Source organism: Edaphobacter acidisoli (assembly GCF_014642855.1).
Classification (GTDB): Bacteria; Acidobacteriota; Terriglobia; order Terriglobales; family Acidobacteriaceae; genus Edaphobacter; species Edaphobacter acidisoli.
Window position 1 is genome coordinate 644,668 of the sequence record NZ_BMJB01000001.1, and the last position, 18,241, is coordinate 662,908.

An 18,241-nucleotide genomic window follows, 5' to 3' on the forward strand; every position below is an offset into this window, starting at 1 on the left:
CAGTTTTGCAGCGTGATTGGGCACCCGAGCGTTTGTGGCGTTGCAGAAAAGACTGTTATTCCACGGTCAGGTCGAGGATTTGGATGGCGTAGCGGGGGACGGTGTGGGTGAAGGTTTTGGCTGCGTTGGTGATGTTGGAGGTTTGGGGGACGATGCGGGTTGGGTCGGTGATGGAGTTTGTTTCTTCGGTGGTCTTGCCGGTGAGTGTTGTGACCTTTGCTGTGGCGTGGACGTGCGCTGCGCCGTCGAGGGTGATCTTGACTGTTTGCGGTGTAGTGGAGGCGTTGACCAGCTTGAGGTAGAGGTGGTGGTTGTGTGAGTCGAGCGTTGCGGACTCGAAGATGCGCGGGTTGGTGGTGTCGAGTTTGGCGTTGAGGATCTCGTCGCCGAGGTTGGTGGAGAACATCTCCTGCGCGTAGTAGCTGGGCGAGCCGTAGCTCGAGAGCGCGTCGTAGCCGATGAGGTCGCCTGACCACTGCATGCCGCCGGGGTTGACGTTGACGAAGAGCGGCGCGTAGCTGGCCATGATGACCTGGTCGCTGTTGCGTTCCATGCCGGTCATCCATGCGGCGTCGCCGAGCGCTGCGCCGAGGTTGGTGGTGGGGCCGCCTTCGCGTGTGGCCCACTCGCCGACGAAGGTCTTGGGGCCGCTGCGGTCGGTGGTGTCGTAGTGGTGGACGTCTTCAAAGAATTGTTGCGCGGAGCGGTAGAAGTGGTCGTCGATGACGTCGGGACGGACGCTGGTGACGGGCGCGGTGGCGATGAGCTGGAGCTGCGGGTACTGCTGCTTGATGGCCTTGTAGAACTGGGTGTAGCGGCCGTCGTAGGTGTGGGAGTGGTCGAACTCGTCCTCGTTGCCGATCTCGACGTAGGTGAGGGGGAAGGGCGCGGGATGGCCGTCTTTGGCGCGCTCTGCTCCCCACTTGGTGGAGGTGCTGCCGGTGACGTACTGGATCTCGTCGAGCGCGTCCTGCACGTAGGGTTCGAGGTCGGGGCCTGGGTTGACGTGCTGCTGTTTGAGTGAGTATCCGGCGTAGACGGCGAGGACGGGCTGCATGTGCAGGTCCTGGCACCATTCGAGAAATTCGAGCAGGCCCATGCCGTCGGTGGAGCGGTAGTTCCAGGGGCTCATGTGGGTGGGGCGGTCGACGAGCGGGCCGATGGTGTTCTTCCACTGGAAGCGCTGGTCGATGGTGTCGCCTTCGAGGTAGTTGCCGCCGGGCAGGCGCAGGAAGGCGGGGTGCATGGCGGCGAGCTTCTGCATGAGGTCGATGCGGTTGCCGTTGGGCGTGTTTTTGTAGGTCGGCGGGAAGAGCGAGACGAGCGAGAACCACGCGGTGCCGGGCTTTTGGACGGTGAACTCGATGTGGTTGGTGGAGGATGGGGTGAGTGCGGCGGTCTTCAACGTGTAGGTGTATTGCTTCCAGTCGGAGGTGAGCGCGGCGACGGTTGTGCTGGCTTCGACGGTGCCAGTGTTGTTGCTGACGAGGCGGATGGTGATGGGGCCGAGGTCGGTGTCGGCTTTGGCGTAGAAGGAGCCGTGGTAGGTGGTGTCGGGGTGGAGCGGGATGCCCCAGTAGCCGCCATTGAGGAAGCCTGCGGAGGCGTGGGCGTCGGCTGAGGTGACGGTGAGCTTGAGGCTGTGAGGCAGGGCGGAGCTGGGGCCGGTGGTCTTGTCGCCTGCGATGGTGGCGTGGGCGTCGCCGTTCTGGATGAGGGTCCAGTTGTCGACGCCGCTCCATGAGGGATGGAAGGTGCGGTTGCTGAGGAGCTCGCCGTAGAGTCCGCCGTCGTAGGAGTAGTTGATCTCTTCGGTCATGAGGCCGTAGAGGGTGGGGCTGACTTTGGCTTTGGGGGTGGCGGTGTCGATGGTGAGGGTTGCGGTCTGGCCGATGAGGGAGGCGGGAATGGCTGCGAGGAGCAAGGCTGCGTAGCGGTGAAGGCGCATTGATCGTCCTTGGGGTAGCTTGGGATAACGTTTACTTCTTTGTGTTTTGGTTGTGCGCCATCCATAGTAGCTGATGCGGGTGTGGTTTGGGGAGTGTGAGATTTTTTCTTTTGGTTAAACGATTTGGCTGCTTTGTGTGGCTGGGCTGCGGTAGACCCCACCCATGACGCGATAAGGCTGCGTCATGAATGGGGCACCCGGCAAGAGTGGATTGTGGCTGAAAGGGAGCGGCGGTATGGGCTGTCGATACGGTCTCGGGGTCCTTCGACTGCGCCCCGTTCGACTCGCCAACGGCTCGCTCAGGGGCTTCGCTCAGGATGACAGGCACTCTCGCGACAGCAAATGCAAAAGCAGATTCCTCCGCTGCGCTACGGAATGGAAATGCAAAAAGAGGATAGAGCTGCAAGAAGGCAATGGAAATGCAAGAGGGAGTGGAAATTGCAAAGGGTCATCGAGAGAACGACAGGTCGTGCGAGGCGTAACATGGTGGGGTAGTGGCGGGAGGGTGTTTTGTTGCGGTTTGGACGAGTGATGTTGGGGCTGGCTTTGGGTGGGATGGTTTTGGGTGGCGCGGTCTATGGACAGGTGTTTTCGAAGCCGCTGGGGGCTACAGCGCAGGAGAAGCCTTCGTATCTGAAGGGTGCGGGGATTGTGGAGCGGTTGAATCAGCCGTTGCCGCTTTCGGCGCAGTTTGTGGATGAGTCGGGCAAGACGGTTGCGCTGGGGGATTATTTTCATCAGAAGCCGGTGGCGCTGGCGCTGGTTTATTTTCACTGCGGGATGCTTTGCCCGCAGGTGCTGCATGGGATGGCGGTGGGGCTGAAGGGCGCCGACTTCACTGTGGGCAAAGACTACGACGTGGTGGTGGCGAGCATCGATCCGATGGATAAGCCGGAGGATGCGATTGCGGCGAAGAAGGAGTTTCTGGACACGCTGGGGCAGACGGGGCCGACGGCTGAGGCGGGCGTGCATTTTCTGACGGGGGAGCAGCCGGCGATTACAGCGCTAAGCGAGGCGACGGGGTTTCACTTTGTGCGCGTGCCGGGGCCGGATGGGAAGATGGACCAGTTTGCTCATTCGAGTGTGGTGATGTTTGCTACGCCCGAGGGGAAGATGTCGGAGTACCTGGCGGGGATTGATTATCCAGTGCGCGATGTGCGGCTGGCGCTGGTGAATGCTTCGCACAACAAGATTGCTACGTTCAAGGACCTGGTGATCCTGTATTGCTGCAACTATGTGCCGTCGGCGGGGAAGTACACCGTGGCGGTGCTGCGGCTGCTGGGGTTTGCGGCGATGCTGACGCTGGTGGGGATTGGGCTGATGTTCTACTTCCTGACGCGGAAGCGCCGAACGACGGGGGCGGCGGCTTAGCTGGTCTTCGAATGCCTTGCCGACGGAGACGAGAAGCAGATTCCTCCGCTGCGCTGCGGAATGGAAATGCAAAAGGCCTGCGGGTTGCTTCGGGTGCTGTGCTGATTTGTGTCGGCGGCTTAGTTCATGTAGGGGTTGGGCAGGAACTTGGAGTTGGGGAAGCCGTGGAAGCGGAGGGAGAAGCAGCTGCGGGCTTCTCCGGTGTAGAGCTTGAGGCGATGCCAGAGAGTGTATTCGGGCGGCCAGTGCGCGGGGTGGGTGCTCCAGTTGATGGAGAGTGTGGGCTGGTCGATGTTGAGCGTGTTGGCGATGAGTGCGGCGCGGGGAAGATGGCTTGGGCTGCTGATGATTTCGGCTGAGCCCCAGCCCTGGGCGTGCATGATCTGCGCGGAGTAGTAGATGTTTTGGACGGTGTCCTGGGCCTGGGGCTCTTCGGTGATGGCGGAGGCGGGGACGCCTTGCGATTGGGCGAACTCGTCCATGACGTGGGCTTCGACGAACTGATTGTGGGCGGCGGCTCCGGTCATGATGATGTTGGGTGCGACGCCGGCTTTGTACTGGCGGACGGCTTCGAGGACGCGCTCGCGCTGCTCGGGTGATGGGGTGCCGTCGAGCTTGGCGGGGCAGCCGAGGACGATGAGCGTGTCGAAGTGCGTCGCTGTGGTGTTGTGCGTGGGCAGCGTGATGTAGGTGCCGTAGAGGACGAGCACGCAGGTGAAGAGGATGACCGAGGCGAAGAGCAGGATTCGCTTGAAGAGCTTCACGGGAAGCAATGGTATCAGGCGAGCGCCTGCAGGATAAGAGATTCGAGACCGGCGATGGGTTTGAGGACCTCGTCGGTGAGGGCGAAGCGGGTTTGGAGGTAGCGTGGGTCGTTGATGCTGAGCCAGACTTTTCCGGCGGCGTCCTGCCAGGCGAGGGCTTTGAGTGGGAGGTCGATGGCGGAGAGTGGGGCGGCGAGCATGATGGGCGTGCCTCCGCGTGGGTTGCCGAAGATGAGGAGCTGGGTGGGAGGCATGGTGAGGCCGACCTTTGCGGCTTCGCCGCTGTGATCAACGCGGGCAAAGATGGCCATGCCTTTGGCCTGGAGGATGGATGCGAGGCGGTCGATGGTTTCGGGGACGGTGTAGGGGCTGAGGTGCGAGATGATGCCGTTCTGGATGGTGTTCTGGGCGGTCATGAGGCTCCAATGCTGCGGTTTCAGGAGAGATAGTCTTTGAGCCAGGGGTCGGTGGTGTGGACGAGCTCTTCGGTGGTGCCGTCGAAGACGATGCGGCCTTCGTTGAGAACGAGGAATTTGGTGCGGGGGTCGATGCCGTTGTTGGGGATGGGTTCGATGGCGCCGGTCTTCGGGTTGAAGCGGTTGCGGGCGAGGAGGAATGCGTCCTGGAGGCGGTGGGTGATGAGCAGGGACGTGGTCTGGGTGACGTCGCGCTGCTTGATGACGAGGTCGATGATGGTGGTCGAGGTGATGGGATCGAGGCCGCCGGTGGGCGAGTCGTAGAGGATGAGGTCGGGATTGGTGACGATGGCGCGCGCGATGGAGACGCGGCGGCGCATGCCTCCGGAGAGCTCGGGCGGAAACTTGTCGATGGCGTGCTCGAGCTCGACGAAGCGGAGGGCCTCGACGACGCGAGCGTGGATTTCGGCTTCGGGGACGTGCTCTTCGTGGAGGCGGTAGGCGACGTTGTCTTCGACGGAGAGTGAGTCGAAGAGGGCGGACTCCTGAAAGACCATGCCGATGCGTCCGCGGAGCTTGAAGAGTTCGCTTTCAGGCATGGAGCTGACCTCTTCGCCGAAGACGTGGATGGTGCCGGAGTCGGGCTGGATGAGGCCGTTGGCGAGCTTCATCAGAACGGATTTGCCACCGCCGGCGGGGCCGAGGATGATGCGGGTCTCGCCGTGCTGAACGGTGAAGGAGATGTCTTCGAGGACGCACTTGAGGTCGAAGCGGATGGAGACGTGGTCGAAGACGACGACGGATTGAGGCTCGGCGGTTGCCGTGGATGGTTGCGCGGTGGTGAGGGTTTCGGCGGGCATGGCCTGGTCACCTGCCGAAGATGCCGATCATCGCGCGGCTGACGATGAAGTCGACGATGATGATGAAGACGGAGGCGACGACGACGGCCTGCGTGGTGGCTTTACCGACGCCCTGCGTGCCGCCTTTGGTCCTGAGGCCGAAGAAGCAGCCGACGGTGGCGATGATGAATCCGGAGAAGAGCGGTTTGGTGAGGCCCTGGACGACGTCCGCGTAGTACAGCGCCTGGTAGGAGTTGTGGAAGTAGGCGGAGGCGTTGAGGCCAAGCAGGCCGATGCTGACCAGTGCGCCGCCGCCGATGCCGACAGCGTCGGCGATGATGGTGAGGAAGAAGAGCATGAAGACGGTCGCGTAGAGGCGCGGTGTGACGAGCTTGCGCAGTGGGTCGGTGCCGAGGGCGCGCATGGCGTCGATCTGCTCGGTGACTTTCATGGAGCCGAGCTCGGAGGCCATGCCGGAGGAGTTGCGCCCGGAGACCATGAGGCCGGTGAGCACGGGGCCGAGCTCTTTGACCATGGAGAGCGCGACCAGATTGCCGGTGAGGTTGATGGAGCCGAACCGCAGGAGTGTGGTTGCCGATTGCAGCGAGAGGACGCAGCCGGTGAAGAAGCCGGTGAGGACGACGATGGGCATGGAGCCGACGCCGATCGAGTCCATTTGGGTGAAGATGTCGGCCCAGTAGCGTGGCCCGGAAAAGATATTAATGATGGCGTGCCAGGACATGATGGCGTAGTCCTGAACGGTCGCGATCTTTTCCTTGGCGTAGACCTCTGGCGAGACGAAGGGCATGGGCTATCAGGCTCACTTTATCAGATGCGGCGGGCAGGGTGAGGATTTCAGGAAGTTTTGCAGAGTGTGCGGCTTAGAGGAGGTGCAGACGTGCAGTTGGAATGAGAAAATAGATGGGATGAGCAGAGAGATGACGGCAGCAGTGCTGTATGGCAAGGAAGACCTGCGGCTGGAGCAGGTGGACGTGCCGCGTCCGGCGGCGGGCGAGCTGCTGGTGAGGGTGGAGGCGGCGCTGACTTGCGGGACGGATTTGAAGGTGTATCGGCGTGGGTATCACGCGATGATGCTGAAGCCGCCGATTCCGTTTGGGCATGAGCTGGCCGGCGTGGTGGAAGAGGTTGGAGCGGGTGTGGCGGCGTTTCGCGTGGGCGATCGGGTTGTTGCGCTGAATTCGGCGCCTTGCGATGCGTGCTTTTTCTGCACGCATGGGCAGCAGAATCTGTGCGAGGACCTGCTCTTCAACAATGGGACGTATGCCGAGTTCATACGGATTCCGGCGCGGATTGTGGAGAAGAACACGCTGCGGATTCCAGATGGCGTTTTGTTTGAACATGCCGCGTTGACGGAGCCGCTGGCATGCGTGGTTCGCGGGTTGGAAGAGAGCGGCGCGAAGGCTGGCGACACGATGGTGGTGATTGGCGCGGGGCCGATTGGGCTGATGTTTATGGATGTGGCGCGGAGTGCGGGCGTGCGCGTGATTGCCGTGGTGAAGCGCGCGGACCAGGTGGAGACGGCGCGGCTGTTTGGCGCGGCGGAGGTTGTTCGCCTGGATGAGGTGGAGGATGTGATTGCTGCGACGCGCGCGCTGACTCCTGCGGGGCGTGGGGCGGATGTGGTGATTGAGGCTGTGGCTACTCCGATGACGTGGGAGTGGGCGGTCGAGATGGTGCGCAAGGGTGGTGTGGTGAATTTCTTTGGCGGGCCGCCGAGTGGGACCAAGGTGGGTCTGGATACGAATCGGCTGCACTATGGAGACATTACGCTGAAGGCGAGTTTTCACCATACGCCCGCGACCTGCCGGACTGCGTTCGAGCTGGTGACGAGCGGGAAGCTGAAGTGTGCGGAGTACATTACGGGGCGGGTTGGGCTGGATGCGGTCCCGGCGGTGTTCGCGCGCATGATGACGAGGAATGGAAGCTCGCGCGAGATTAAGACGGCGGTGTTTCCGCATGGCGTGCCGGCTGAGGTGACGCGATGAGCGACACAAGTGTGGCGCAGCATGCGCTGCTGGGCGCGCCGACCGAGTATCTGACTCCGCTGGAGCGGCCGACGCTTCAGGAGGCGCAGGCGTGGTGCAAGAGGCTGACTACGTCGCACTATGAGAACTTCCATGTGGTGACGTGGTTTCTGCCGCGCGCGGTGAGGCAGCACTTCGAGAGCCTGTATGCGTACTGCCGGGTGGCGGACGACCTGGGCGATGAGGTGGAGAGTCCGACGATTGCGCTGCGGCTGCTGGATGAGTGGGGGTCGATGCTGGATGAGTGCTACGACACGCCGCAGCGGTCGATGCATCCGGTGTTTGTTGCACTGCATGAGACGGTGAAGGCGTGCGGGCTTCCGCGCCAGTTGTTTCATGACCTGCTGCATGCGTTTCGCATGGACCAGGTGAAGACGGTGTACAACACGTGGGATGAGTTGCTCGAGTACTCGCGCTACTCGGCGAACCCGGTGGGGCGGCTGGTGCTCTGGATCTGCGGATACAAGGATGAGCCACGAGCATTGCTCTCGGACAAGGTGTGCACGGCGCTGCAGTTGGCGAACTTCTGGCAGGATGTGGTGGAAGATGCGGAGCGCGGGCGACGGTATATTCCGGCGGAGTCGATGGAGCGATTTGGCGTGGAGGATGGGCAGCTTGCAGGGCGCGTGTTTACACCGGGGTTTTGCGCGATGATGGAGGACCTGGTTGTGCGCACGCGCGCGATGCTGCGTGAAGGCCGTCCGGTAAGTGCTGAAGTTGATCACGAACTGGCGGTGACGCTGGACCTGTTCGGCAAAGGCGGCGAGGCGATTCTGGATGGCATTGCGGCGGAGCATTTTGATGTACTGCGCGGCAGGCCGGTGGTGTCGAAGACGAAGAAGCTCTGGCTGCTGGCGGGCGCGTTGGCGGGCAAGATGCGCGTGAGGAAAGCCCGTTGACCACAAGCCAGGCCTATTCTGTTTGCCGTGCGATCGCAAAGCGGGAGGCGAAGAATTTTTACTACGCCTTTCGTGTGTTGCCGCAGCATAAGAGCGACGCGATGTGCGCGGTGTATGCGTTTATGCGTAGGGCCGACGACATCTCTGATGATGAGTCGATGCCGATTGACGAGCGCAGAGTGGTGATGCGTGAGTGGGTGGAGCAGTGGCGCGCGGCGCGGCAGAGTGGCGTTACGGATGATCCGGTGTTCTTTGCGCTGAATGATACGCAGCGGCGGTTTGCGATTCCGGATGCGCTGCTGGAGGAGTTGGTCGAGGGCACGACGATGGATTTGGAGCCTCGTGCTGAGGGCGCAGGCGAGGTGCAGACGTGTGCGGACTTTGCTGAGCTGTATCGGTACTGCTACCTGGTGGCTTCGGTGGTGGGGCTGGTGTGCATTCGGATCTTTGGCTACACAGACAAGCGCGCGGAGAAGCTGGCGGAGGAGACGGGCATCGCGTTTCAGTTGACGAATATTCTGCGCGATGTGAAGGAAGATGTGGAGCGCGGGCGCGTGTATCTTCCTCTGGACAGGATGGCTGCGCACGGCGTGACGGTGGAGCGGGTGAAGGAGTTGGCTGCTGGCGCTGCGATGAAAGACAACGATCGCGCGGTGTTGGAGGAGATGGCGGCGCGGGCGGAGATATATTATGGCTCGGCGAATGAGCTGATGCCGCTGATTGATGCGGACAGCCGCGCGGCGTTGTGGGTGTTGGCGATGATTTACTACGACCTGCTGATGAAGATTCGCGTGAAGAAGTGCGATGTATTCTCGGCGCGGGTGCGGGTGCCGACGACAGGCAAGCTGGTGCTGCTGGCGCGTGGGGCGTTGATGGCGATGCGGAACAGGCGGAGCCGTTGAAGAATACGCAGCAGTGCGACGTAATCGTCGTGGGCGCGGGGCCTGCGGGGCTTGCGGCTGCGGCGGCGTTGGCTGGTGCGGGCAGGAGCGTGACTTTGCTGGAGCGCAAGCCTTATGTGGGTGGGCGTGCGTATTCGTATGAGCATCCGGCGCTGGGCGAGGTGGTGGATTCGCAGCATGTGCTGGTGGGTTGCTGCACGAACCTGATTGAGTTGACGAATGAGGCGGGAAGCGCGGGGAAGGTTCGCTGGTACGACGAGCAGACGTTTCTGGAGCCGGGCGGAGTCGCGAGCAGGATTGCGGTGAGCGGATTGCCGGCGCCGCTGCACTTTGCGCCGAGCTTTGCGGCGATGTCGATGCTCGGGTGGAAGGACAAGCTGGGGATGGCTCGGGGGCTGATGGAGTTCTTTCGTGGCTATCCGCTGGATGACTCGGAGAGTGTGGAGGCGTGGCTTAAGAGGACGGGGCAGACGGCGCGCTCGATTCGGCATTTCTGGAAGCCGATTCTGATGGCGACTCTGAATGATGGGATTCAGAACTGCTCGACGCGCTATGCGGGGAAGATCTTTCATGAGCTGTTTATCAAGTCTTCGGCGGGTGGGCTGCTGGGGATTCCGACGGTTCCGCTGAGTGAGTTTTATGGGGACGTGGCGCGGCTGATTGAGGCGCGGGGTGGGACTGTTCGGCTGCGGGCGAGTGTTGAGGGGATGGAGCAGTTGCCGGGTGGCGGCTGGCGCGTGGGTGTTGCGGATGCGGATTATGTGGCTGGGGCGGTGATCCTGGCGATTCCGTTTGAGCAGGCGCAGCGGTTGTTGCCTGCGGTCCAGTTAGTGAGCGGTGAGGCGGAGCGTGCGGTGCTTGAGGAGAAGATGGCGCGGCAGGTGCATTCGCCGCTGACTTCGGTGCTGCTCTGGTTTGATCGCGAGATTACGGACCTCGATCACGCGTGGCTGCTCGATACGACGATTGAGTGGTTCTTTCACAAGTCGCGGATTCGTGGGTATGCGCCGGAGAAGGGAAGCTACGTTGAGTTGGTGATTGCGGGCTCGAAGGCGCAGTTGCAGATGACGCGGGAGGAGATACTTTCGTCGGCGCTGCGGGAGCTGGCGATGTTCTTTCCTGAAGTGAAGACGGCGAAGGTGGTGAAGAGCGGCGTGCTGAAGGAGGCGCGCGCGACGTTTTCGGTGATGCCGGGGCTCGATGCGTTTCGGCCGGCGCAGAGGACGGCGTGGCCGGGGCTGTTTCTTGCGGGGGATTGGACCGAGACGGAGTGGCCTTCGACGATGGAGGGTGGGGTGCGCAGCGGCAGGCTGGCGGCGGGTGAGGTTGTCGGCGAGCGGATGCGGTTTATGGCGCCGGAGATTCCGGCGAGCGGATTGATGCGGTGGTTCAGTCGCGGATAACGGCCTGCGTTACTTCGCCAGCAGCACTACGCCGACGCAGACGAACAGGACTGCGAGCCAGCGGCGGCGGTCTACGTTTTCTTTGAGGAAGAGTTTGGCTGCGATGGCGTTGCCGACGTAGGTGAGCGAGGCTGTTGCGGGGGCGGCGAGTGAGAGATCGACCACGCTCAGGGTGAAGAGCAGCGCGAAGAAGTTGAGCGCCATGCAGAGCGCGCCGGCGAGGAAGAGTGGGCTGGAGAGTACGGCGCGGATGGCTCCCGCGAGGCCGCTGCGGGCGCGGATGATATCGAGGTCGCCGAGCTTGCGCATGGCTGCGGCGATGAGGACTTCGCCGAGGATGGCGAGCGTGGCGACGCCCAGGATGCAGCTCCATGTGCGGAGGAGATGGTCGGAGTGCATCAGCGGCCTGCTCCTGAGTCCATGACGTCGAGTTCGTGGTGCGTGGGCTCGTGGTCGGTGCGGGATGGACCGCCTGCGACGAAGCCTACGGCGCAGACGATGAGCAGAATGCCGGCCCAGCGATAGAGCGAGAGATGCTCGTGCAGCCAGAAGCGGCTGAGCAGCGCGACGACGACGTAGCCGAAGGCTGTGGCGGGCATCACGAAGGTGAGGTCGGCCCAACTGAGCGCGGTCATGTAGCTGGCGAAGAAGCCGATGAGCAGCACGATGCCGGAGATGATGTAGGGATTGGCGAGCGCGCGAAAGAGCAGGCCGAGGTGGTGGAGATCGACGGGGCCGATCTGGCTCATGCCGTGCGAGAGCAGCGTGTCGCCGACCGATGCGGTGAGCATGACGGCGACGAGGATGGCGTATTGGGAGGGCTTGAGTGCGTGCTTCATGCGAGGAGTTCGAAGCCGTGCATACGCGAGGCCTTGCGGTCGAAGGTGAGTGTGGACGTGCAGCCAGCCCAGGAGCCGAGAGCGGCGATCAGGGCATCGTCAAACGAACCTAGACCAGTTTCGAGGGCAATCATTGCGGTATAGACCTCCTGTTCGTTCTGGATGACGAAGGTCTCGACCTGGAGGATACGATGGACCGCTTCGGCAATCTGTTTTCCTGATTGTCGATAGGAGCTTTCGAGCACCCAAGCGGTCTCAAGGATCGTCGCAAGGCTGACGAAGCCGGGGTTACGTTCCGTCAATCTGCGCTCGATGATGTTCCGAACCTGTCTGGATTGAATCGGATCGTCCTGCATGATGAAGCGGACGAGGAGATTGGTGTCGAGGCCGATCATTTCTGCCGCTGATAACGCCGGTATCTGGCCGTAGCGCCATGAGCAATGCCAGCCTCCATCTCTGCGAGAGAGACCGGGGGGCCTGAGTAACGGAGCATTCCTCTCAAAGAAGAGGCAGGGAGCTTCGGAAGGATGGCGAGGCTGCCGTCAGGGTGAAGAAAGAACTTCACCTTATCACCTGGCGCAAGGTGGAGCTTTTCCCGCATTGCTTTGGGAATGGTGATCTGGCCTTTGATAGTGAGCGCGGATTCCATAAGTATTACTTTATCCGCAAAGTATTACCTATGGCAAGGTTTTTAGGGGCGGGATATTTCTGCTTCACACTCATCCGGACCACCCATCGAGCATGAGTCGAGAAGATCGACGCGGCGTTTGAACTCTTCCCTTAAACAGTTAAGAGTTTCCGATGATTGGCCGTGGCCTGTAAGCGCACCGCACTTCTCGGGAAGTTCCTTGAGCCACTTCTTCTCGTCGGCAATAAGTATGCTTTGCTGTTTCGCAGAGGAGGATTTGAGGACTGCCTTGTAGTTTTCGGATAGAAACACATCGAAATGTCCAAGTTCAGAGTCTGAGCAGATTGCATACTCCAGGGGAGTGGCAGCTTTTGCGCATGGAAAGCTTGCACGCGGTGGAGGGGTTGCGGCCTTTTGGGGGTTGCGCGAAAAGTTATAGGCAACGCCCATTCTGCAAATTGCTGCCTCTGAGATGGATATTGTTCCGCTCCCGTCGGCGTATCTCTGATCGCAGAGCATCATCTTTTCCACATAACGCTTTTTCATCACTGGTGTGAGCTTTGGGAGGAAATCAGCCTCGCATTTTTTGACTGCAATGATAGAGAATTCCTGATCAGCACTTGATCCCCATGCGCACTCGTCCAGGATTCTGGATGCGGCGCGGCAGGAGGTGGCGTTCAAGAGTAACTGTCTCGTGGCCTGAAATGCCTTTTCGCTACCGTAGTCACATTTCTGTGAAAACGATGTGGCGCTCAGTCCAAGGAACAGGAAGATGGCTGCCATGAGAGGTCGCATAACGTCTGGCAGAAAAGTTATACGCAAAGGAACGCGGCTGGCAATTCGCCAGCCGCGTTGACCTAGAGGGTTTGTGAATCCTATGCGTTCATGCTGACGGATTCCTGCTGCTTGAGTGCCTTCTCTTCGGCCTTGGCCTTGGCGGCCTTGTTGCGCTGCGAGCGGAGTTTCATGAAGGACTTGGCTTCTACATAGAGACGCGGAACGTCGCGGTTGACGATGGCCTTCCAGACGACGCGGAAGGCGGCCTTCGGGCGGAAGTAGTACTCGTCGTAGAAGCGATGGACCTGCTCCATGACGTACTCGGTGGGCAGGCCGGGGTATTCGATGTGCGCCATCTGGTGGCCGCCGCCGTCTTCCATCTTCTCGTTGGTGATGAAGCCGCCCTTCTTCGCGAAGTCGTAGAACTCCGTGCCAGGGTAGGCGTGCGCGACGGAGACCTGGATGGTCTCGCAATCGAGCGTCTTGGCGAAGTTGATGGTGTTGCGGATCGACTCCTTCGTCTCGCCGGGCAGGCCGAGGATGAAGTCGGCGTGAATGACGAGGCCGAGGTCGTGGCAGTCCTTGACGAACTCGCGCGCGCGCTCGACAGTGGCACCCTTCTTGATGTTCTTGAGGATCTGCGGGTCGCCGGACTCGAAGCCGACGATGAGCAGGCGGCAGCCGGCGTCCTTCATGGCCTTGAGGGTGTCGCGGTGGGTCGTCGTGCGCGAGGTGCAGGACCAGGTGATGCCGAGCGGCTTGAGTTTGGCGCAGAGCTCGATGGTGCGGTCCTTCTGGATGTTGAAGGTGTCGTCGTCGAAGAAGAACTCTTTGACGTGCGGGAAGTTTTCCTTCGCCCACTTGAGCTCGGCGGCGACGTCGTCGGTGGAGCGCTTGCGCCAGGCGTGGCCGGAGAGCGTCTGGGGCCAGAGGCAGAAGGTGCACTGCGCCGGGCAGCCGCGCGTCGAGTAGAGCGCGATGTATGGATGCAGCAGGAACGGCACGTTGTACTTGGTGACGTCCATGTCGCGCTTGTAGATCTTGGTGGCCCAGGGCATCGCGTCAAGGTCTTCGACCTGCGGGCGGTCAGGGTTGTGCTGGATGACGCCGTTGGCGTCTTTGTAGGAGATGCCGAGGATTTCGTTGAGCGGCTTGCCGTTGGCGTACTCGACGATGGAGAAGTCGAACTCGCGGCGGCAGACGAAGTCGATGACTTCGCACTCGTTCAGGGCGCGGTCGGGGTCGGTTGTGACTGGGGGGCCGACGAAGGCGATCTTGATGGACGGGTTCGCCTTCTTGATGGCGCGGGCGAGGCCGTGGTCGCCGCTCCAGCCTACGGTCGAGGTGAAGAGGACGAGGAATTCGTAGCCTTTGGCGATTTCGATGGTCTCGTCGGCGGAGATGTGGTGCGGCGGAGCGTCGAGGAGGCGTGAGCCTTCGAGCATGCCGGCGGGATAGGCCAGCCAGACCGGGTACCAGTAGGATTCGATCTCGCGCGTAGCAGGCCAGCGGGAGCTGGCGCCACCGTCAAAGTTCTCAAACGAAGGCGGGTTCAGAAACAGTGTTTTCAGGGGCATGGTATAGGTCTGATTTTACCATTCAAGGTGCCCTATCCGGCGGATTTTCTTAGTGTTTCCGTTTGTGGTTCGAGTGCGCAGGATGCGGCGAAAAGTGCCCTGTTTTTAGTGCTTTCTCCGGGATTGAGGAAGCAGGTGCGGGTAGGGAAGGATTAGGGAGTTGTGGTCGAGACTGACGGCGGCGCTGCGGCGGCGGACTTGAGCCATGTTTCGAGTTGCCCGGTCTGGCGCATGAGGTTGATCTCGGCCTGGCGCATCTCAAACTTCGCGTCGAGCACGGCTAGGTACTTGGTGCGCTCGGCGATGCGGGCGAGTTCTGCGTCTTTAGGGCTCACCTGCGGCTTGTCGGGGTCTCCTGTGCCGGAGTTGAGTTGGATGAGCATGGCGTCGAGCTGCTGCTGGGCAAGCTGCTGGTCGAGCATGGCGACCTCGGCCTGGGCGGCGATCTCAGAGGTTGCGTGCTGGAGCTTCTGGCGGCCTTCGAGAAACTGGTCGCGGGCGGCGTCGGCGTCGTGCTTGGCAAGAACTGCGTCAGCGGCGGACTCGCGGGCCTTGGCCCTGTGTACGGCGTCGAAGATGGGAAGGGTGATCTCGATGCCGGCCGAAGCGTTGTTGTGCTGAAACTTCAGGTAGTAGTCCTGAATGTTATTGAAGGAGGCAAAACGGCTGTATTGGGCAGCGAATGTGATCTGGGGACGCCAGAGATAGCGCGCGTCTCCCCAGGCGATCTCGCTTTTGGCGCGGGCATTGGCGTAGGCTGCGGCGACGGCTGGGCTGGTGGCGGGGAGCGTTGTCGCGGGCTGGTCGGTGGGCGCGGCAATGACCGGGATGCTTGCGGAGTCGATGGTGAGGTCTTTGGCGGGCAGCCCGATGAGGTGTGCCAGGTGGGCCTCGTCGGCGATGGTGTCGTCGTCGGCGCGGAGGGCGGCGAGGTGAATCTGTGCTGCGGTGAGCCGGGCGGTGGTGAGGCCGATCTGGCTGTCCTGTCCGGCGTCGAGACGCTCCTGGACGATATCGACGAGGCGGTTGGCGTATCCGGATTGCTGCGCGAGCGCGGTTTGGCGCTGCGTGTCCCGGTCGAGCGCGACATAGGTCAGCGCGACGTCTTCGGCGACGGCATCACGCGCGTCTTTAAGGGAAAGGTTCGCAGCCTCGAGCGCTGCGCGGGCAGCGCGAATGTAATCGGGCTGAGAGAAGCTGTAGACCAGCGATTGCGTGGTGAAGTTGAAGATGGAGGGCTGCCCGAGGGGAAATCCGTAGGAGGGCGGGCCCAGCCCTGAGCCGCCTGAGACGGTTGGGATGTAGACATCGCGAGCACCTTGAAGCGCCGCTTGCGCCTTGGCTACCGCAGCTTCGGCGGCCTGCACCTTCGGACTGTTTTTTTGTGCGAGGTCGATGGCTGAGATGAAGGAGATCTGCGCCACGGCGGGCGAGGCTGCCAGAACAAGCACAGCACAGGCGAGCATCTGTCGAAGCAGCGGGCGAAGCAGAGCGGTCATACGGTGTGGAGTGTCTCCCGGGAGCTGACTGCTCTTAATGCTAACGCCTTTTCTCATTACGACCCCTGGAGGGCTTTGCGCGCGGGTGCGTAGTGGGATGCGAGTGCGAGCGCGGCAGCGTATTCGCGGTGGGCGCCTTCTGTGTCGCCGCGGCTGGCGAGCAGGTTGCCGAGTTGCATGTGGACCTTGAAGGCTGGTGCGGCGTCGGATTTGGCGGAGGATGCGAGATACTCGCGGAGAACGCTCTCGGCGAGGTCCGGTGAGCGATGGGCGGCGGTTAGGATGCTGGCGGCGTCGACCAGCGCGGCGTCGCGGTGGCGGTCGGCGTCGATGGCGGCCTGGAGTGGAGCGACGGCTTTGTCTGGCTCGTGATGGCGCTGGTAGAAGTGGCCGAGATCGACGTAGGCTTCGGGGGTCTTAGCTGCGTCGGCTGCTGCTTTGAACTCAGATTCTGCCGTGGTGAGGTCGCCCTTCTTTTCGGCGATGAGCGCGAGCAGACGATGAGACTGGGCAGGGAAGCGTGTGCGCATCTGGGAGGCGAGGTTTTGCGCTTTGTCGATGCCTCCGCCGACGATGCCGGGCGCGTCGACGTAGTATTCGCCGAGGTCGTTCATGGCGTGGACATTGTCGGGGTCGATCTGGATGGCGCGCTGAAATGAAGAGGCGACTTTGCGCGCATAGGAGAAGGCTACGACGGGATTGGCGTGCGAGGCTTTGAGGCCGTATGCGCGGCCGAGCCACATCTGTGTGTCGCTGTCGTTCGGTGCGTTGTTTGCGGCCTTTTCGCACTCGGAGACGGCGGAGTCTGCCATGTCCTGCGCGTAGTAGACACGGCAAAGCAGAGCATGAGCCCCTGCATCGCCGGGCTGCTCGGAGATGGCCTGATGGAGTAGTGTGCTTGCCTGATCTACCTTGCCCTGTTGCAGCAGAAGATTGGCCTGTGCGGTGTCGCCCGCTGCGAATGCAGGGAGAGAGGATGCGATGACGAAGAAAACGAGCGGTCGCAGAACGGTCTGCTGAAGCGAGAAGCGCATGACTATTCGACCGCCTTGACGGCGAGGCCGTTGGTCAGCTCGCGGTTGCTGATTGAACTGAGAGCAACCGTGTCGTTTTCGCTAAGACCGCTGACGATTTCAACGCGCGTGAGATTGACGACGCCGACGACTACAGGCGTGCGAACGAGCTTGCCGTTGACGATGCGGAAGACGAAGTCGCCGTTGTTGGCGTGGAGGGCTTCGCGAGGCACGCTGAGCACGTTGAAGCGCTGCGAGGTCGTGACGGTGACGGTGACGTTGGTGTTGGGCAGGAGGTCGCCGTGCGCATCATCGACCGTGATGAGGCATTCGCCGACGTTGCGAGTGCCGTAGGTGATCACTGTCGTTGGCGCAATGCTGATGTGACCATGCCACCGCTGCAGAGGCTTTGCATCCCACTCGATGCTGACGGGCTGGCCGACGGCGAGCTTGCCGATTTCGGGCTCGTCGAAGTAGGCGCGGATCTGGATCTTGTTCAGGTCGGCGAGGTCGAGCAGGTCTTCGCCCGCCGAGACGAAGTCGTATTGCGAGACGGGGACGGAGTAGACCGTGCCGGGGAATGGTGCGCGGATGTTTGCGTCGGCGTAGCCGGTTTGAGCGGCTGCGACGGCAGCCCTGGCGTCGGCGAGCTGCGCGCGGACGCGGGCCTGGTCGGCCGGGCTGTAGCTTTCGGTGCCGCGAAGCTGAAGATTTTCTACCGTGCTGCTGGCGGATTGAAGACGCTCGTGCGCAGCGGCAACTTCGCTCGCTGAGGCGGCGCCTTTGGCTTGAAGCTGCTCGAGTGCGGTGAGACTTTTGGACGCTTGTGCCTGCTGCATCCGAGCGCGGTCGAGCTGGCTTGAAAGGTCGAGGCGTTCAGCCTGTGAGCCACCCTGCTCCATGTTGTGCATGGCGGCCTGGGCGGTGCTCAACTGAGTATTGGCTGCGGCGAGCCTGGCTGCAGCGTCGGAGTTGTTCATGGTGACGAGCAGATCTCCTGCTTTGACCTGCTGACCGACCTTCACATAAAGCTTGCCTACGACACCAGGTGCTGGCGCATGGGCCTGGAACTCGTTGACAGGCTCAACTTTGCCATTGGTTGGGGTGGTGGCAATCACGTTCTGGCGGGTGACCGGGGCGACACGTACTTCAACGTCCTCGCGGGTGAACGCGTGAACGAGGATGAAAACAAGCAGGATAACTGCGAGAAAGATGCCCCACAGCAGGTAAGGATTCAGGCGTCTTGTCTCTGTGGTCGGCATTCAGAATGATAGGCGTTATTTGTTCAGTATATATAGGACGCTCGTGCACCGAAAACGAA

19 protein-coding genes are annotated in these 18,241 nt (G+C 61.6%); 5 read left to right on the forward strand and 14 right to left on the reverse strand.

The genetic code is table 11. The features are described from left to right. Positions 1-55: 55 nt before the first annotated feature. Positions 56-1,948, reverse strand: coding sequence for an alpha-L-arabinofuranosidase family protein (locus tag IEX36_RS02550; RefSeq protein WP_188757765.1), 1,893 nt, complete (start codon positions 1,946-1,948; stop codon positions 56-58). Between the two features lie 513 nt (positions 1,949-2,461). On the opposite strand from IEX36_RS02550, the gene IEX36_RS02555 reads away from it, so the two are divergent. Beyond that, positions 2,462-3,319, forward strand: coding sequence for an SCO family protein (locus IEX36_RS02555; RefSeq protein WP_188757766.1), 858 nt, complete (start codon positions 2,462-2,464; stop codon positions 3,317-3,319). A gap of 119 nt (positions 3,320-3,438) precedes the next feature. Here IEX36_RS02555 and IEX36_RS02560 read toward each other — a convergent pair whose 3' ends face one another. Genes IEX36_RS02560 through IEX36_RS02575 form a run of 4 tightly spaced genes read right to left on the reverse strand, consistent with a single transcriptional unit; the run spans position 3,439 to position 6,146 of the window. After that, positions 3,439-4,083, reverse strand: coding sequence for a YdcF family protein (locus tag IEX36_RS02560; RefSeq protein ID WP_188757767.1), 645 nt, complete (start codon positions 4,081-4,083; stop codon positions 3,439-3,441). 14 nt (positions 4,084-4,097) lie between these two features. Next, complete coding sequence (locus IEX36_RS02565) at positions 4,098-4,499, reverse strand: DUF302 domain-containing protein (RefSeq protein ID WP_188757768.1); 402 nt, start codon at positions 4,497-4,499, stop codon at positions 4,098-4,100. Positions 4,500-4,519: 20 nt separating this feature from the next. Beyond that, positions 4,520-5,359, reverse strand: a complete 840-nt coding sequence (locus IEX36_RS02570) for an ABC transporter ATP-binding protein (protein ID WP_188757769.1) — start codon at positions 5,357-5,359, stop codon at positions 4,520-4,522. Between the two features lie 7 nt (positions 5,360-5,366). Continuing rightward, entirely contained in the window at positions 5,367-6,146 is a 780-nt protein-coding gene (locus IEX36_RS02575) for an MlaE family ABC transporter permease (protein WP_188757770.1), read from the reverse strand. 118 nt (positions 6,147-6,264) lie between these two features. Between IEX36_RS02575 and IEX36_RS02580 the strand changes: the two genes are divergently transcribed. From IEX36_RS02580 to hpnE, 4 genes are read left to right on the forward strand one after another with little or no spacing between them, the layout of a single operon-like run. Further along, positions 6,265-7,344, forward strand: a complete 1,080-nt coding sequence (locus tag IEX36_RS02580; protein ID WP_188757771.1) for a zinc-dependent alcohol dehydrogenase — start codon at positions 6,265-6,267, stop codon at positions 7,342-7,344. Beyond that, the gene (gene hpnC, locus IEX36_RS02585; RefSeq protein WP_188757772.1) at positions 7,341-8,282 is read left to right on the forward strand and encodes a squalene synthase HpnC; all 942 of its coding nucleotides are present in this window, start codon (positions 7,341-7,343) and stop codon (positions 8,280-8,282) included. Before IEX36_RS02580 ends, hpnC begins: the two co-directional genes overlap by 4 nt. Next, complete coding sequence (locus IEX36_RS02590; RefSeq protein ID WP_188757773.1) at positions 8,279-9,184, forward strand: phytoene/squalene synthase family protein; 906 nt, start codon at positions 8,279-8,281, stop codon at positions 9,182-9,184. The genes hpnC and IEX36_RS02590 overlap by 4 nt, the downstream gene beginning before the upstream one ends. After that, positions 9,082-10,587 (forward strand): hydroxysqualene dehydroxylase HpnE, encoded by a 1,506-nt coding sequence (gene hpnE / locus IEX36_RS02595; RefSeq protein WP_229668659.1) that lies wholly within the window; start codon positions 9,082-9,084, stop codon positions 10,585-10,587. The genes IEX36_RS02590 and hpnE overlap by 103 nt, the downstream gene beginning before the upstream one ends. Positions 10,588-10,596: 9 nt before the next feature. Here the strand turns inward: hpnE and IEX36_RS02600 are convergent, their stop codons facing one another. From IEX36_RS02600 to IEX36_RS02640, 9 genes are all read right to left on the reverse strand, one after another. Continuing rightward, positions 10,597-10,986: a DMT family transporter gene (locus tag IEX36_RS02600; RefSeq protein ID WP_188757774.1), complete on the reverse strand. Its 390-nt coding sequence runs from the start codon at positions 10,984-10,986 to the stop codon at positions 10,597-10,599. Further along, positions 10,986-11,426 carry an EamA family transporter gene (locus tag IEX36_RS02605; RefSeq protein ID WP_188757775.1) on the reverse strand — a complete coding sequence of 147 codons (441 nt, stop codon included), beginning with the start codon at positions 11,424-11,426 and terminating at the stop codon, positions 10,986-10,988. Before IEX36_RS02605 ends, IEX36_RS02600 begins: the two co-directional genes overlap by 1 nt. Beyond that, positions 11,423-11,821 carry a type II toxin-antitoxin system VapC family toxin gene (locus tag IEX36_RS02610; RefSeq protein WP_188757776.1) on the reverse strand — a complete coding sequence of 133 codons (399 nt, stop codon included), beginning with the start codon at positions 11,819-11,821 and terminating at the stop codon, positions 11,423-11,425. The genes IEX36_RS02605 and IEX36_RS02610 overlap by 4 nt, the downstream gene beginning before the upstream one ends. Continuing rightward, positions 11,818-12,075 carry an AbrB/MazE/SpoVT family DNA-binding domain-containing protein gene (locus IEX36_RS17685; RefSeq protein ID WP_188757777.1) on the reverse strand — a complete coding sequence of 86 codons (258 nt, stop codon included), beginning with the start codon at positions 12,073-12,075 and terminating at the stop codon, positions 11,818-11,820. The genes IEX36_RS02610 and IEX36_RS17685 overlap by 4 nt, the downstream gene beginning before the upstream one ends. Before the next feature lie 42 nt (positions 12,076-12,117). Beyond that, positions 12,118-12,837: a lysozyme inhibitor LprI family protein gene (locus IEX36_RS02620; RefSeq protein WP_188757778.1), complete on the reverse strand. Its 720-nt coding sequence runs from the start codon at positions 12,835-12,837 to the stop codon at positions 12,118-12,120. A gap of 92 nt (positions 12,838-12,929) precedes the next feature. Further along, positions 12,930-14,408: a hopanoid biosynthesis associated radical SAM protein HpnJ gene (gene hpnJ / locus IEX36_RS02625; protein WP_188757779.1), complete on the reverse strand. Its 1,479-nt coding sequence runs from the start codon at positions 14,406-14,408 to the stop codon at positions 12,930-12,932. A 152-nt stretch (positions 14,409-14,560) separates the two neighbouring features. Beyond that, on the reverse strand, positions 14,561-15,907 hold the full coding sequence (locus IEX36_RS02630) for a TolC family protein (protein ID WP_188757780.1): 1,347 nt from the start codon (positions 15,905-15,907) through the stop codon (positions 14,561-14,563). A gap of 56 nt (positions 15,908-15,963) precedes the next feature. Further along, entirely contained in the window at positions 15,964-16,941 is a 978-nt protein-coding gene (locus IEX36_RS02635; RefSeq protein ID WP_188757781.1) for a tetratricopeptide repeat protein, read from the reverse strand. Between the two features lie 2 nt (positions 16,942-16,943). Continuing rightward, positions 16,944-18,182 (reverse strand): efflux RND transporter periplasmic adaptor subunit, encoded by a 1,239-nt coding sequence (locus IEX36_RS02640; protein ID WP_188757782.1) that lies wholly within the window; start codon positions 18,180-18,182, stop codon positions 16,944-16,946. Between the last annotated feature and the right edge of the window lie 59 nt (positions 18,183-18,241).

Bases quoted from the DNA above. Each gene is read 5' to 3' on its own strand.
- IEX36_RS02550 (WP_188757765.1), bottom strand. From the start codon at position 1,948: ATGCGCCTTCACCGCTACGCAGCCTTGCTCCTCGCAGCCATTCCCGCC.
- IEX36_RS02565 (WP_188757768.1), bottom strand. From the start codon at position 4,499: ATGACCGCCCAGAACACCATCCAGAACGGCATCATCTCGCACCTCAGC.
- IEX36_RS02570 (WP_188757769.1), bottom strand. From the start codon at position 5,359: ATGCCCGCCGAAACCCTCACCACCGCGCAACCATCCACGGCAACCGCC.
- IEX36_RS02575 (WP_188757770.1), bottom strand. From the start codon at position 6,146: ATGCCCTTCGTCTCGCCAGAGGTCTACGCCAAGGAAAAGATCGCGACC.
- IEX36_RS02580 (WP_188757771.1), top strand. From the start codon at position 6,265: ATGAGCAGAGAGATGACGGCAGCAGTGCTGTATGGCAAGGAAGACCTG.
- hpnC (WP_188757772.1), top strand. From the start codon at position 7,341: ATGAGCGACACAAGTGTGGCGCAGCATGCGCTGCTGGGCGCGCCGACC.
- IEX36_RS02600 (WP_188757774.1), bottom strand. From the start codon at position 10,986: ATGCACTCCGACCATCTCCTCCGCACATGGAGCTGCATCCTGGGCGTC.
- IEX36_RS02605 (WP_188757775.1), bottom strand. From the start codon at position 11,426: ATGAAGCACGCACTCAAGCCCTCCCAATACGCCATCCTCGTCGCCGTC.
- IEX36_RS02610 (WP_188757776.1), bottom strand. From the start codon at position 11,821: ATGATCGGCCTCGACACCAATCTCCTCGTCCGCTTCATCATGCAGGAC.
- IEX36_RS17685 (WP_188757777.1), bottom strand. From the start codon at position 12,075: ATGGAATCCGCGCTCACTATCAAAGGCCAGATCACCATTCCCAAAGCA.
- IEX36_RS02620 (WP_188757778.1), bottom strand. From the start codon at position 12,837: ATGGCAGCCATCTTCCTGTTCCTTGGACTGAGCGCCACATCGTTTTCA.
- hpnJ (WP_188757779.1), bottom strand. From the start codon at position 14,408: ATGCCCCTGAAAACACTGTTTCTGAACCCGCCTTCGTTTGAGAACTTT.
- IEX36_RS02630 (WP_188757780.1), bottom strand. From the start codon at position 15,907: ATGACCGCTCTGCTTCGCCCGCTGCTTCGACAGATGCTCGCCTGTGCT.
- IEX36_RS02635 (WP_188757781.1), bottom strand. From the start codon at position 16,941: ATGCGCTTCTCGCTTCAGCAGACCGTTCTGCGACCGCTCGTTTTCTTC.
- IEX36_RS02640 (WP_188757782.1), bottom strand. From the start codon at position 18,182: ATGCCGACCACAGAGACAAGACGCCTGAATCCTTACCTGCTGTGGGGC.